At 39.9% G+C, this 15035-nt stretch carries 11 protein-coding genes and 1 pseudogene; 2 read left to right on the top strand and 10 right to left on the bottom strand.

What is annotated here, in order from left to right; translation table 11 throughout:
* Positions 1–226: 226 nt before the first annotated feature.
* From MKY17_RS01975 to MKY17_RS01955, 5 genes and pseudogenes are all read right to left on the bottom strand, one after another.
* The gene (locus tag MKY17_RS01975; protein WP_098373521.1) at positions 227–568 is read right to left on the bottom strand and encodes a thioredoxin family protein; all 342 of its coding nucleotides are present in this window, start codon (positions 566–568) and stop codon (positions 227–229) included.
* A 51-nt stretch (positions 569–619) separates the two neighbouring features.
* A pseudogene (locus MKY17_RS01970) lies at positions 620–721 on the bottom strand (thioredoxin-disulfide reductase); the annotation flags it as partial.
* Positions 722–1569: 848 nt separating this feature from the next.
* A complete protein-coding gene (locus MKY17_RS01965; protein ID WP_098373520.1) occupies positions 1570–3297 on the bottom strand; it encodes a glycine betaine ABC transporter substrate-binding protein in 1728 nt (575 codons plus the stop codon).
* 4 nt (positions 3298–3301) lie between these two features.
* Positions 3302–4507: a glycine betaine/L-proline ABC transporter ATP-binding protein gene (locus tag MKY17_RS01960; protein WP_098373519.1), complete on the bottom strand. Its 1206-nt coding sequence runs from the start codon at positions 4505–4507 to the stop codon at positions 3302–3304.
* A 1297-nt stretch (positions 4508–5804) separates the two neighbouring features.
* Positions 5805–5918, bottom strand: coding sequence for a sporulation protein (locus MKY17_RS01955; protein ID WP_286177229.1), 114 nt, complete (start codon positions 5916–5918; stop codon positions 5805–5807).
* A gap of 708 nt (positions 5919–6626) precedes the next feature.
* Here MKY17_RS01955 and accD point away from each other — a divergent pair.
* On the top strand, positions 6627–7415 hold the full coding sequence (gene accD / locus MKY17_RS01950) for an acetyl-CoA carboxylase, carboxyltransferase subunit beta (RefSeq protein ID WP_260398199.1): 789 nt from the start codon (positions 6627–6629) through the stop codon (positions 7413–7415).
* Positions 7412–8365: an acetyl-CoA carboxylase carboxyltransferase subunit alpha gene (locus MKY17_RS01945; protein WP_098373517.1), complete on the top strand. Its 954-nt coding sequence runs from the start codon at positions 7412–7414 to the stop codon at positions 8363–8365. Before accD ends, MKY17_RS01945 begins: the two co-directional genes overlap by 4 nt.
* Positions 8366–8933: 568 nt before the next feature.
* Here the strand turns inward: MKY17_RS01945 and MKY17_RS01940 are convergent.
* The 5 genes from MKY17_RS01940 to MKY17_RS01920 all read right to left on the bottom strand — a co-directional run bounded on the left by MKY17_RS01940 (position 8934) and on the right by MKY17_RS01920 (position 14987).
* Positions 8934–10331, bottom strand: a complete 1398-nt coding sequence (locus MKY17_RS01940) for an amino acid permease (RefSeq protein WP_098373549.1) — start codon at positions 10329–10331, stop codon at positions 8934–8936.
* A 324-nt stretch (positions 10332–10655) separates the two neighbouring features.
* Entirely contained in the window at positions 10656–12173 is a 1518-nt protein-coding gene (gene hutH / locus MKY17_RS01935; RefSeq protein WP_098373548.1) for a histidine ammonia-lyase, read from the bottom strand.
* 114 nt (positions 12174–12287) lie between these two features.
* Entirely contained in the window at positions 12288–12737 is a 450-nt protein-coding gene (hutP, locus tag MKY17_RS01930; RefSeq protein ID WP_098373516.1) for a hut operon transcriptional regulator HutP, read from the bottom strand.
* A 259-nt stretch (positions 12738–12996) separates the two neighbouring features.
* The gene (locus tag MKY17_RS01925; protein ID WP_098373515.1) at positions 12997–14019 is read right to left on the bottom strand and encodes an iron ABC transporter permease; all 1023 of its coding nucleotides are present in this window, start codon (positions 14017–14019) and stop codon (positions 12997–12999) included.
* Complete coding sequence (locus MKY17_RS01920; RefSeq protein ID WP_286177230.1) at positions 14019–14987, bottom strand: iron ABC transporter permease; 969 nt, start codon at positions 14985–14987, stop codon at positions 14019–14021. The genes MKY17_RS01925 and MKY17_RS01920 overlap by 1 nt, the downstream gene beginning before the upstream one ends.
* Between the last annotated feature and the right edge of the window lie 48 nt (positions 14988–15035).

Below are 15035 nucleotides of genomic sequence, written 5' to 3'. Positions count from 1 at the left end.
GTATAGTTCCTACAAAAAAAATAAGATGATAAAATCGGTGATTTTGAATATATTGCCAATAAATATTGTGTAACTACTCAATATTTATTGGCTTCAGATTAATGCGGGTCTCTGATTAACGTTACAAAGTAGAGCAGCTCTAATTGAGTTTCAGTATTGGATTTGCATGGAGGCGGCACGATAATCTTTTTGGATAGGCGCCCTCCAATTAAATACTAGTAAATGATTATCTTTTTAATTTTCCACTTTCTACGATTTGATTGAGAAACTGTTCAACCTCTTCCTGGCTTTTTCCGATTTTACTTACAAAGCGATTGAGTTCCTTCCCTTCTTGAAAAGCAATAAAGCTTGGGATTCCATACACATCTAGCTTCTCTAATAGTTCCGGAAAATGGTCTCGATTTACTGCGATCATATCTATTTTTTCTTTATACGCTTCTTCTACAATTGGCATGAATAAATTGGTATTCTGACAGTCCGGGCACCATTCAACATAAAATTTGGCAACAACTGGTTTTATTGATAAAATCGCCTCATCAAACTCTTGCTCAGTTTTGATCTCTTTCATAATTACAATCCTCCCTATATTTTGTTCTCAATGTTATACTGATTGTCTCCATTACTTGATCGCTCTTGCATCAAGATATCTTTCGCAATCCAGAGCAGCCATACAACCACTTCCTGCAGCAGTAATTGCTTGGCCGTATTTATGATCTTGTACCAGGATTCACGATGATATATTCCATATCGTCCGTAAATTGATCCATATCCGCCGAGCAAACTAAGTACGAATCCGACAATAGTTCCTGAAACAATGGAGAGGAGTACTTTAATAGTCGTCATTCTCTCCGAGACTCTTACCAACAAATAGTTGGCTATGCAGCTCTCCCTCCTTTCTTGATTTACTCTTATTTATATAAGCAAAAACCATGCCAACTAATTTCTCCTGTAAAACCGCTTGTTTTACACACCCCGCACTTTATTAATTCTCAATTTTGCCACCATTCCCCTTAAAAAGACTTTCTCATCAAGCTTGATGCCTTCTTAAGAATGGGAACTACTTTTGCACCTGTAATAAAATCAACTTGTATAAAATGGTTCATTAACATATCGGTTATCGTTTAACTGAAATAGGATACATAAACAATGTTATTGTGTTACTTCTGATGAAAGAAAAAATCGCCCTAAATTTATTCAGGCGATTTAACATTACTGGTATTATAGATTTTAAAGCTGGATGTATACTGTCGTCCTTCAGTTCAATCCTAAGCCAGGCCAAAATTGAGCTGGATAGGTCTTACATGAACAGAATTTGCGGCTAACTTCTGACGTGCTTCCATACATCACGTTTATCTTCAAAAAGCTTTATTGGGCATCTTCCTTTTGGTATCACTCTTTAAACCAAATCGCTCACGAAGCTGACTATATGACTAACCCTTCATCCAACTTAAATCGTTTGACTTCTCGCATAAATTCTTTGTCGCTTTTTTGCCATAAAAAAAATCCCCTACAGGTAAACTGTTAAGAACAGTCTACCTGTAGGGGATAATACAAATTTCCCTCGTTTTCTTATTTCAAGTCTTCAATCGAATCAATATCGACGTAATCCGGTACGACCAGACCAAGCTTTGTTCCTTTTAAGTTTGGTCCAAGGTCAACGATATCATCTTTATACTTATTATAGTATTCAAGATGTGTTCCCGGGAGCCATGCAGCCACCATTGCGTCCGCACTTCCGTTTGCTACACCAGCAAACATTGGCCCTACTTCGACCTGACTCAATGTTACATCATAGCCATTCTGCTCCAGTACCTTGCCAATCACATTTGTACTGGCAATTTCAGTGTCCCAAGCAACATAAACCAGTTTGATTTTTTCACCATTTCCTGATTCAGCACCTTTGGTCCATTCGGATACTTTGTCCTGATTTTCCTTTATCCATTTTTCTGCTGCTTCTGAAGGAGACATACCTTCAGTAACTTTGACCATTACATCTTCCATATCTTTAGTATCCCAGAAGAATTGATCAAGAATTTTATAAGCGCCAGGGGCATCTTGTTCAAGACCTTTTCTGGCAATCGAATTAATATTTTCAGCCTTGCCGAAGGATTCATTCGGATCTTCTAGATATTTCAAGTCATATTTCGAGAACATCCAATGCGGTGACCATCCTGTAACGACGATTGGTTCTTTTTTATCAATTGCTTTTTTCAATTCTGCAACCATCGCTGCCGATGACCCTTCAACCACTTTCCAATCATCCAGCTTATAATCATCTATAGCCGTTTTAGTCAACTTCATTATTCCTGCTCCAGGTTCAATTCCGATGATTTCATAATTGGCCTTGGCAGCAAGACTGTTTTCATCCCCGTTCACAGCTTTTTCTTTTGTAAAAGCACCGAATAGTGCAGTACCCACAACTAGTAAAGCCAATATTGTAAAAATGATTTTCCTGCTAACGATATGTTCGTAAGCTGGTTTACGAAGATTTTGCGTGATACGATCTAAAATGATTGCAATGATTACGATGGATAATCCTGCTTCAAATCCTTGCCCCACATTAATTTGGCTGACAGCCCTGTAGACATCAGCCCCAAGTCCGGGTGCTCCAACCAATGAGGCTGTAACGACCATTGACAGTGCGAGCATGATGCTTTGGTTAACTCCTGCCATGATCGTTGGAGTAGCCAATGGTATTTGTACCTTGAATAACTTTTGGCTGCTGGTTGAACCAAAAGCATCCGATGCCTCGATCAAATCATTAGGCACTTCCTGAATCCCAAGATTGGTCATTCGGATTGTCGGTGCGATAGCGAAAATGAATGACGCAATGATCCCAGGCACTACCCCTATTCCAAAGAATAATATCGAAGGAATCAAATAAACGAATGCAGGCATTGTTTGCATGAAATCCAAGATCGGGGTTACTATACTGCGCACGGTTTTATTTTGGGCACACCATATTCCGATCGGTATCCCGATTACTATCGTTAAAGCTCCTGACAATATAACGATTGCCAGAGTTTGGATGCTTGATTCCCAATAACCCAGATTATCAATCAATAGTAAGCTGATGAATGCAAATACTCCCAATGGCCATTTGCTTGTATAAGTAACCAGAAGGGTCAGGACGATGATTAAAACGATCGAAGGTCCTGCACTCATTACATCGACCAAGATATTCAATAGACCCTCGATTACATTAGTAATAAATGTAAATAATCCAGCAAATACAATAGTAATCCAATCCACTAAAGAATCGACCCAAGCTCCTAGTGGGATTTTCGGCATATTCATTGAATTATTCACTCTCCATTTCATTCAAGGAATCTTTATTTCCTGCCAAAGCACCGATAACGGCACCGCGAAGAAGAATTCCTTTAATTCTGTTCTGATCATCGATCACTGAGATTGGCAAGCTTGAAGTCGCCATCACATCCATGAGGTTTCCAAGTAATTCATCCTCTTTTACAGTTGGGATATCAGTTGACATCACTTCTGAGATCGATTGGTTATTGCTCATTGCCTGACGAGCCTGTTCAGCAGTCACGGCTCCCAATAACTTCTGCTTTCTATCCACAACAAAAATACTGGAATACCCTTGTTTACGCATGATTTCCAAGGCAACCCTCGGACCTCTGTCCACCGCGATCTTCTCTGGGCGTATCATCACATGAGACGCTGTCAATACTTTTGATAAATCAACATCTTCCACAAACTTCTCGACGAATTCATTGGCTGGATTCATCATGATTTGTTCAGGGGTTCCCAATTGAATTACACTTCCATCCTTCATGAGGGCAATTCTATCCCCGATTCTTAATGCTTCATCAAGATCATGGGTAATGAATATGATCGTTTTTTTGTACTGATCCTGGATTTGGATCAGTTCATCCTGCATATCCTTACGAATCAATGGATCAAGGGCACTGAAGGCTTCATCCATCAATAGGATATCCGTATCACTTGCGAGTGCCCGGGCTAACCCAACCCTTTGCTGCATACCGCCGCTAAGCTGTGATGGCAGCTGATTCTCGTAGCCTTTCAACCCAACGGCCTCAAGAGCCTTCATCGCATTTTCATGACGTTTTGCTGGATCCACTTTTTGAATTTCGAGCCCGAATTCAGCGTTTTCCAATATCGTTTTATGCGGAAATAAAGCAAAGTTCTGAAAGACCATGCTTATTTTCTTTTGTCTGACTTCCCTTAACCGGGCAGCGTTCATCTTCACGATATCTTCATCATCAATTAAGATTTCACCCAAAGTGGGATCGATCAAACGATTGAACATGCGGATCAAAGTGGATTTCCCGCTTCCGGATAGGCCCATGATGACAAAAATCTCGCCGGGATAAATCTCGAAATTAACATTATTCACTCCGACAGTTTGTCCCGTTTCTTTCAAGATTTCTTTTTTCGATTTGCCTTGCTTCAATAAGTCTGTTGCTGCTTTTGGAGATTTGCCAAAAATTTTCGAGACATTTCTGACTTCAACATACGGCTTCATCAAGTCACCTCATTCTAATAGTTGCCCATATGATATTCAGTTTTGCTGAATTCCCCCGTTTTATGCGAGTGATGATTATTAATGCACAAGTACCTTGAAATAACCGAAATTCTACCCCATTACTTTTTCTTCAAAAAAAGCGGAAGTGACACTTATTCAGTGGCACAGGGCATAACGTGCATAAAAAAATAATCTAAATTTATTATTCCCAAGAAATAATTCTTTACTTGGATTATATTATGTGTGATAAATTGAGCATTTCAAGTAGGAAAAAAGAGGTGCAATCACAACTGAGGAAACTAGCAGGCACAACATATACCAACTGTAATATAAACGATTTCCACTTAGAGTTAGGTCCGGATGATGGACTTACGACTACCCTCTAAAGTACTTCATTTCCTTAACCAGATGGAATGGTACTTGCAGTGCAATATAACACCAAAACGCATAGAAATATGATTATGGGATTCCCAATGTGTCTAATTTGAGCTTTGCAGGGAAAAGAGGTGCAATACAACTGAGGAAACTAACAGGCACAGCATATACCAACTGAAATATAATGGTTTTTTATTTTAGAGTTTTGTTCAGTCCGAGCACACATGGAATGAACCTGTAACCCTAAAGCACTTCATTACCTTAACAAACAATGAATATAAATTCAAATGATGTGCGGCGGAATTGTTGAGTACATATGTTAAGATGGTGCATCATATGAAAGTGGCACCATCCTTCTATAAACATTGATTTATCAACGGTTAAAGCAAAAAATGCGACATTGAAAATATATTTCAAGACACACGATTTATCATTTTTTAATAAATGTGAAATTATCTCACAATCGAATACTCTTTACGAACAAAACCAGAAGTACAAAAAATATGGCTACTTTAGTTAGTGGATTGCCTTCTTTCAATCAGCCCATTCATAGCATAGCTTCTTTGGCTGTACAAGCTTTCCATGCTGCAAAGAATATTCAATAATAATAATAAATACAGACCATGCATTTTAACTAAACCCGGCGTGATAAATCGCTACACTTCTATTGCCTTAATGTTCATTATAAAAATTTTATTTTCAATCATTTTTTGTTATTCTAAATATTTTTTTGACGTTGCCTGTCAGATAACAACCATATTTCCCTAGTTAAAAATATCCCTAACATTACTAGATTTCTTGTTAAAAAAATACCCATTTTCACTTATCAATTCATAATTATCGTATATCATCACTAATCTAACAGCAGGGAAAAAACCATGCACATGAAATACCTGCAGCCCCTGGCTGACATCCTGGGTCACTACGAAATGATTCTCAGAAGCATGGATGAACCAGCATAATAAACACGGTTTTCGTAGCGTAAATCAACAGTTGCTGCACCTTTCCCTAACTTAGCCATAAACTTCTTAAACATTTGGTTCATTTCTCCATTAATTTCCATTAGTCTGGTAATTTCACTTTCGATTAAATCTCTATCAATTTATACAAATACTCTTAAAGTTTCATTTACATTCTAAGATTGCCCTCTTGAATATTATGTGTTCCTAATCTGCCCCTTTAAATTAAGAAAAAAACTATTAATCTTTATCTTTTTAACAATCTGATAAACCAATAAAATATTATCCATGGAAGAATGACCCATTCAATTATATTAGTAATTGCATATTATGTGCTTACACCAACTAAAGGGAGTATTCGCTTTATTAAATGACGCCTTGCTATTTGGTAAATCGTTCTTTCTAAAAACTGGATCAATGGTGAAGCCATCGATAACCTTTATTCTCTATATAGAAGATAATAAGTGTTTTTTAATGTTTGTATACTCGATTTGTATACAAGCCTATGTATTTCCCTGATAAAATCGTTTCTGATTTTCCAAGTAAAAATGCATTCATACAGGAATAGATAATTTCATAATGAAGACCCACCAAATAAAATCTTCATTCTCTAGGATGATTGCTGATTGTATAAAACTTTTTTAATGAAAAGCTAAAAAACACAACGGTGATCGTAACTTGTATAAAGCGGTCTTACCAAAGGAGGATTGATGGAGATTTATCCATTAAAGAGAGAAAAAATAGAATCGAATTCTTTTTTTGAAATAGACAAAAGCATTACTCAAATCCCTTTTACTTGTAAATCATGTGGGGAAACTTTTGATGAATCTCTTATGAAAATAGAATTGAATGTATGTCCGAAATGCCAATATCACCACCCGGTTTCAGCTTATGAACGCATTTCAATGCTTACAGATAGTGGTTCTTTTTCGGAATTCAATAAAAGTTTAATTTCCGTTGACCCGCTGAACTTCCCTGAATATAAAGATAAATTAATTTCTGATAAGAATAAGACTGCATTAAATGATGCGGTTATTACCGGGGCAGCTTCCATAGGTGGCTATCCGATTGTGATTGGTGTCATGGATTCTCGTTTCCGTATGGGAAGTTTGGGCTCAGCAGTCGGTGAAAAAATCACAAGAGCCATTGAGGAATCATTAAAAACTCGAAAACCATTTATATTGTTTTCGGCAAGCGGCGGAGCTCGTATGCAAGAAGGAATTCTTAGCCTCATGCAGATGGCAAAAACGAGTGTTGCTTTAGAACAACTAAACTACGAAAAGATCCTTTTCGTATCCGTTTTAACGAATCCTACAACGGGTGGAGTTTCTGCTAGCTTCGCTTCATTAGGTGATATCAATATTGCCGAACCACAAGCTTTAATTGGCTTTGCAGGAAGACGCATAATTGAACAGACGATAAGAGAAGAACTTCCGGAAAATTTCCAAACCTCTGAATTTTTATTGGACCATGGGCAACTGGATATGGTTGTAAATAGGAGTGAATTAAAACAATCATTAACAACCATTTTAAAAATCCATCATCTCGACTTCAGGGAGTGTTTTAAACGATGAACTTGCAAGTATTAAAACAACTGGAAAATCAAATTGCTGAATTGAAAGAGGTGTCTACAAAGCATAATCTTGACTTTAACGAAGTAATAAATAATCTTGAGCAAAAAGTCAATGACATCAAAATTCATCTTAACGAGAATATGGAAGTTTGGGATAAAATTCAACTATCCAGAATTCAACAACGTCCTACTACTTTAGATTATATCCACCATATTTTTGAAGACTTTATTGAACTTCATGGTGACAGACTTTATGGGGAAGATCCTGCATTGGTTTCAGGAATAGCTACCTTCGAAGGAATGCCTATAACTGTCTTAGGAAATCAAAAAGGTAAAAATACTAAAGACAATATCTATCGTCGTTTTGGCATGTCGCAACCTGAAGGCTACAGAAAATCCCTAAGAATTATGCAACAAGCCAATAAGTTCAATCGCCCCATCGTAACATTTATCAACACGGCAGGAGCCTTCCCAGGTCGTGAAGCCGAAGAACGCGGACAATCTCAAGCTATCGCCCTCAATCTTCGTGAAATGGCAAGTTTTGGAGTTCCTATCATCTGTTTTGTAGTTGGTGAAGGTGGGAGTGGTGGTGCATTGGCTCTTGGTATCGGCAATCGAATCTACATGCTAGAAAACACATTTTATTCGGTTATTTCACCTGAAGGAGCAGCAGCATTATTATGGAAGGATGCCACACAAGCAAAACGAGCAGCTGAAGCATTGAAAATTACGGCTAAGGACTTGATGGAACTAGGAGTGATTGATGAGATCATCAAAGAACCTGTAGGAGGAGCACATATTGACATCCCACTTCAATCGCACTTTATCAAAGAAACCTTACGAAAAGCATTACAAGAACTTGGTCAATTAGATAAAGGCATTCTACGCCAACAACGTTTTGATAAGTTCCGAAAAATCGGTGAGTATATAGAAGAAAGGACATTTAAATAAGTAGATGAACAATTATTTCCGAACATGTTCATAGACCATTTGATATAGACGTTAGACTCAACATTTTGTAATGCAAATTATAGTGTCCATTCTTTCCTCCCCAATTACACCTGAATTATTTTATATCCTTTTGTTACATTTTTCACGGCCATGCCAAATAACCCTCCAAACCCTTTTGGCAGGGTTTATCTCTGTTTTCCAAAACCGTTAACTAGGCTATATCAAGGAAATCTCTTGCCTTTTTAACAAAGCATAAATCCAATGAACCTCCTCCAACTTTAATCGAACTACTTCACGTTTTAAATGTTTGTCCCTTTTCGCCAATAAAAAAATCCCCTCCTAGGTAGATTATTTAATCTACCTAGGAGGGGATAAAAAAGGCATATTCCTTAAATGAAATTGATATTATGCGTATTGATTCAATCATCTCCAACAAGTTACTTCGGCTCAATCAACTGGCATCAACTTTAAATTATTGTTTATTTTGTTTCTTTGGCGGTAAGGAACCTTGTCATTTCAAAGCTGCTAAAACTAACTTTCTTAACAAAGAAATAAAGAAGTCTTATGTCTATTTTGCATTCCTATGTTCATCAAAATCGATTTGGCATTCCTCTATCGGAATTACTTTTGTTTTCTTAATGAACTTATAACCAAGCCACATTATCAAAAAGAATGGGATGCCAAGATAGGCAGCGATCACACTTGCCCAGTTAATGTCATCGCCAATGAAGGCCTGATAGTTTTGCGCCAATAAAACGAAAAAACAAAGAACAAAGGAAAATATCGGTCCGAAAGGAAACCATTTTGACTTATAGGGAAGGTCGTCCAGTGAATACCCTTGTGCAATATAAGCCTTTCTAAACCTGTAATGGCTTGCCGCTATACCCAGCCAAAATATAAATCCAGTCACTCCAACCGCATTCATGAGCCAAATATAAATAACTCCATCACCGAAAATGGAGGCAAAAAAGGCCAACATCCCTACAAGTGAAGTGACAACCAGTCCCCAAATGGGAACGCCGCGCTTGTTAAGCTTCCCAAAAATACGCGGTGCCAGTCCTTCATTTGCCATTGAGTACAACATTCGGCTTGTCACGTAAAGGCTTGAATTACCAGCGGATAATACGGCTGTCAAAATGATGGCATTCATCACGGAAGCAGCAAATGCCAGTCCCACTTTTTCAAACACCATCGTAAAGGGGCTGACCATGATCGTGTGTCCCTGCAGACTGCCATTCGTATAAGGAACGATCAACCCAATAACAACTATGGCCAGGATGTAAAAGAGGAAGATTCTCCAAAAAATGCTGCGAACTGCACGAGGTACATTTTTTGCCGGGTCTTCACTTTCACCGGCTGCAACACCGACTATTTCTGTACCTTGAAAAGAAAATCCAGCAGCAATGAAAATACCCAATGTTGCCAAAAAACCACCGGCAAACGGAGCGTCACCAACTGTGAAGTTTTTAAAACCAATCGCCTCTCCGTTCATAATTCCGAATATCATCAATATTCCGACAACGATAAAAATGATGATGGTTGCCACTTTAATGAGAGAAAACCAATATTCCCCTTCGCCATACCCTTTAACAGATACGTAATTCAATAAGAATATCAAAACTAAAAACAAAGAACTCCATAAAAATGACGGACTGTTAGGAAACCAAAACTTCATTACCATCGTTGCGGCAGATAGTTCCGCAGCAAGGGTCATCGCCCAAGTGAACCAATAGTTCCAACCAAGCGCAAACCCTAATGCTGGGTCGATGAAACGCGAAGCATAGGTGCTGAAAGCTCCGCTGACTGGCATAAATGATGCCAGTTCTCCAAGGCTTGTCATAATAAAATAAACCATTATACCAATTACGGCGTAAGCGACCAAAGCACCGCCAGGCCCTGCAGAGTGAATGGCTGGACCGCTTCCGAGAAACAGCCCTGTTCCAATTGCACCGCCCAGCGAAATCATCGTAAGGTGGCGCGCTTTTAGCTTCCTTTGTAAAGTATTTGACGGCTGGTTTTGTTCATTTATGACAGGTGGTTGCAATTGCCGATTTTCCAAATTAGATTCCCCTCCAAAAATGCATATTTAATCTAGCACGAATAGGTAAAGCCGATCATTTCATCAATGGTCATTTCCTGCACTTATTACTATTTCAAGGTCATTTTCTCTAATGCCGGGACCTTTTTGGATTTCTGGGATCTATGTTGCATTTACATAACGATGTTAGGCTTAAAACCCAAGTCAAAGGGCTATAAGCCTAACGTTTATTCGGATATTCCGCACTTCATATTATGTTGTAGGTAAACTCCTATTAATAAATGAATTCCAATCGATCTGATGTAACCAGCTTGCCGTTGCTTCGATATCTTTTGAAAAGATACGATCTTGTGTAATGCTTGGAATGAGCTTTCTTGCTTCCGTATAAAACTCTTTTGTAAACGGAGCCATCTTTTCTATTCCACGGTATTCCACCGCTTGTAGGGCACAAATGAGCTCAATCGACAAAACGCGGCGAACGTTTTGAATGATTTGATGTGCGTGTCGGGACCCAATCGTTCCCATGCTTACATGATCTTCCTGGTTCGCTGAAGATGGAATGGAATCAACACTTGCAGGATGTGCGAGTGTTTTATTCTCAGAGACGAGTGAAGCTGCACAATATTGCATGATCATCGCTCCCGACTGCAAGCCAGGCGACGGACTTAAGAATGGCGGTAAATCATTCAGCTGAGGATTGACGAGTCGCTCAATGCGGCGCTCTGAAATGTTCGCAAGCTCAGCAACAGCGATTTTCATGAAGTCCATCGCAAATGCAATCGGCTGGCCATGGAAGTTACCCCCTGAAATAACCTTTTCCCCATCGTCAAAAATAAGCGGATTATCCGTCGCAGCATTCATTTCGATCTCCAATTTCTCTTTTACATAATCAAGAGTTTGCCATGATGCACCATGCACTTGCGGGATGCAGCGAAGCGAATAAGCATCCTGTACCCGCAGTTCTCCTTGCTTGGTGATGAGCTGGCTGCCGCTGATCATGCGAAGGATCCGTTCCGCGACCTCTGTTTGCTGGCGGTAACCGCGTGCTAGATGAACATCCGGATCAAAGGCATCTTCAATGCCGCGTAATCCCTCTAAAGTCAGTGAAGCAATCGCTTCAGTTTGATGGGCCAGCTGTTCAGCTTCAATGTAATTTACTAGGCCCATCCCCGTCATGGCCTGTGTTCCGTTAATTAATGCAAGACCTTCTTTTGCTTTAAGTGTCACTGGAAGAATGCCTTCCTTCGATAAAGCTACGATGGCTTCCATTCGCTCTCCTTTATAAAACACTTCCCCTTCTCCCATCAATACTAAAGCTAAATGGGAAAGCGGCGCCAAGTCCCCACTTGCTCCAAGAGAACCTTGCTGAGGGATGACCGGGTGGATATGAGCATTCAAAAGATCGATCAAACGTTCTATGACGACAGGACGGACGCCTGAAAACCCTTTTAATAGCGCATTGGCACGGAGAAGGACCATAGCTCTCGAAACCACCTCCGGAAATGGTTCCCCGACTCCGCACGCATGGGAGTGAATCAAATTCCACTGTAACTGCTCTGCGTCCTCTGCATCAATCAAAACATCGCTGAACTTCCCGAATCCTGTTGTAATACCGTAGACGACTTTCTTTTGTTTCACGATATTCTCAACCGCTTCCCGGCTTTTTTCCACTTTCTTAACACTCTCGGCTGAAGCAGAGACAAATGCTTCCCCATATAATACTTTTTTCGCTTCTTCAATCGTTAAAGTTTGGCCCGTTAACATAATCATTTCCTGCACCCCTATTCTTTTTTTAAACAAACAAAAGGAGGCCATATTGACAGACTTATCCAGTCTTTCAATACAGCCCCCTATTTCACTAAATAACTATAGGCTTTTAATTATTTAAATGTGGTTAATTCCCAAGCCAACGGCTTCATGTTCAAATCCCCGAACCGGTGCTCCAATCGTTCCATACACGGCGACAGCAATCCATTCACCTTCGTCCCTGCTTTTAAACGGCCTGCCCCGAACGATTGCAAACCGAAGGCCCGCAGTCCTCAAAAGGCCGCCAAGCTCGACTTGGCCGCGTGTCACTCCTTGGAGTGCTTCGATGATCGCATGATACAGCGCATGCATTTCACGATACATATCGGGATTAACTAATCCAAGTCTTTTCGCTGATGTCTCAATGGCCGCAACTATTTTCTGCAGCTCCATTGAACCGACTTTACCTTTTCCATAAAGCCAATCCATCCGCTTTAGATCATTCGTCAATATGACTTCTTCCTCTTCGTCCGCAAACGCGTACATGATTGCATGGCGCCCGATTCTTCTGTCGAATTCCTTTGTCATGCAAGTACCTCTTTTACAATTTTCTAAATACACTAATAACTAAATATTATTGTAAGCGGATACAAGCTGTTCAGTCAATATATTTTTTTAAAATAAATCTTTTAGGGGATAATTCATCACTCCCCAATGCCGCTTTCTATCCGTACAGCTCACATCAATACTCTTTGAAAACCTATGAATGCAAAAAAGCCCATTCTCATTAATGTCCTGGAAAATGGGCTTTTTTTTTTCTGAAACTTTTATGTACTTCCCATATATTCTAAATGTTTTTCAAGAGCAAGTAGATAAAATACGGCGCTCCTAAAATCGAAACGATGATCCCCACTGGCAATTCCATTGGGGCCATGATGACTCTTCCTAAAGTATCGGCGGATAACAGCAATAAGGAACCTAAGATTGCAGTGAGTGGTAATAGTTTTGCATGTCTTGCCCCCACTAATCTCCTGGCTATATGCGGTGCGATCAGACCTAAAAACGTAATGCCTCCGCCAACCGAAACGCATACACCAGCCAATGCGACTGAAATCATCAATAATAGCCTGCGTTCTTTTTCTACCTGTACACCTACTCCAATCGCAATCGAGTCGCCTAAGCGCAAGACATCCAATACCTTTGATTTATAAATCGATAAAGGAATTAGCACGACCAACCACGGTAACAACGCCCATACAAAGGTCCAATTTGTCCCCCAGATCGTCCCAGATAACCAGATTAGTGCCTTCATGAAATTGTTCGGCTCCATTTTCATCTGGAAGATCATCAGACCCGCACCGAATGCTGCATTTATTCCTATGCCTACCAATAATAGTCTCGCGGGCGTCACCCGCCCTTTTTTCCAAGATAATACATAAATTAAAAAAGCGGCAAGAAAAGAACCCAATAAAGCAGTGAAAGGCATGATGAATACCGATGCCCCCCCCTTGAAAAATGCAGTGCTTTGGAAGAAGAACATATAAAGTACAACTGTGAATCCTGCACCTGCGTTGATGCCCAGTATGCCCGGGTCAGCTAGGGGATTTTGAGAAATGCCCTGTAGAATGGCACCTGAAATGGCAATCCCCATTCCAACTAGAATTGCCAGAACAATTCTTGGTAAACGAAATTCGAAAATCGTCAACTCATTTTGAGCAGTGCCGTTTCCTAATAATGTCGTCATGACATCAGTCAATGGAATCTTAATATAGCCCGCATTAATACTAATGAAAAATACAATAACGGTTAAAACGCTAGTTATGAAAAGCAGTTTTTTATACAATCCCTCTTTTGGGGCCGAATGCTTCATCATAATCCCCTCCCTTCTTTACGTGCTAAATAAAGGAAAAAGGGGACACCGATAATGGCTGTTATGGCTCCAACAGGTGTCTCGAATGGGGCATTCACCATGCGTCCGACGATATCGGACACAATCAATAGCACCCCACCCAAAATTGCCGAACATGGAATGATCAGCCGATAATCATTACCTATCAGAAACCTTGTAATATGGGGAATGACCAAACCTATGAATCCTATCATTCCCGCTATTGATACTGCAGCTCCCGTCAGCAACAATACTACAATCGTTCCCATTAGTTTCACTATGCCTGTATTTTGTCCAAGTCCCTTTGCCACTTCTTCACCTAGGCTGAGAATGGAAATAGAACGCGAAAGGGCTAAAGCTAACAATAGCCCGGCCAATATAAATGGCAGCGTAAATAAAACATGCTGCGGCTGCACACTTGAAACTCCCCCAGCAAACCAATAGCTTATGTCCTTTGAAATATTGAATTTAATCCCGACTGCCGTAGAAAGTGAGCTAAGCAAGGAGGTAATGGCCGAGCCGGCCAACGCGAGCTTTACAGGTGTAATGCCGCCTCTCGAAAACGATGTAATCCCGAAAACCAATGCTGCCCCTAAACCTGCACCTACAAAAGAGAACATCATTAAACCAAGGTAAGTTATACCTGGTATAACCACGAGAGCAATTGCAATTAGGAATGAAGAACCCGCCGTTACACCCATTATCGAAGGTGATGCCAATGGATTTCTTGTCATTCCCTGCATGATCGCTCCGGAAACGGCTAAAGCAGCTCCTACACATATAGCGGCGACTGCACGTGGAAACCTTAATTGCCGAATGATCGTATGTGCCGGATTATCTTCATCGAATTGAAATAATGCGTTGTAAACATCACGATAACTTAAATCGGCAGCCCCAAAGTTAATCGAAGCCACGACCGAAATGAGCAATAAGCCAATACCTACTATCATTATTATCAAACTTACTAATCTATTTTTATATGTATTTTGCGGTATCTT

This window comes from Peribacillus sp. FSL P2-0133 (assembly GCF_037975445.1).
GTDB lineage: Bacteria > Bacillota > Bacilli > Bacillales > DSM-1321 > Peribacillus > Peribacillus simplex_E.
This window is presented reverse-complemented; position numbering and strand designations above follow the sequence as displayed.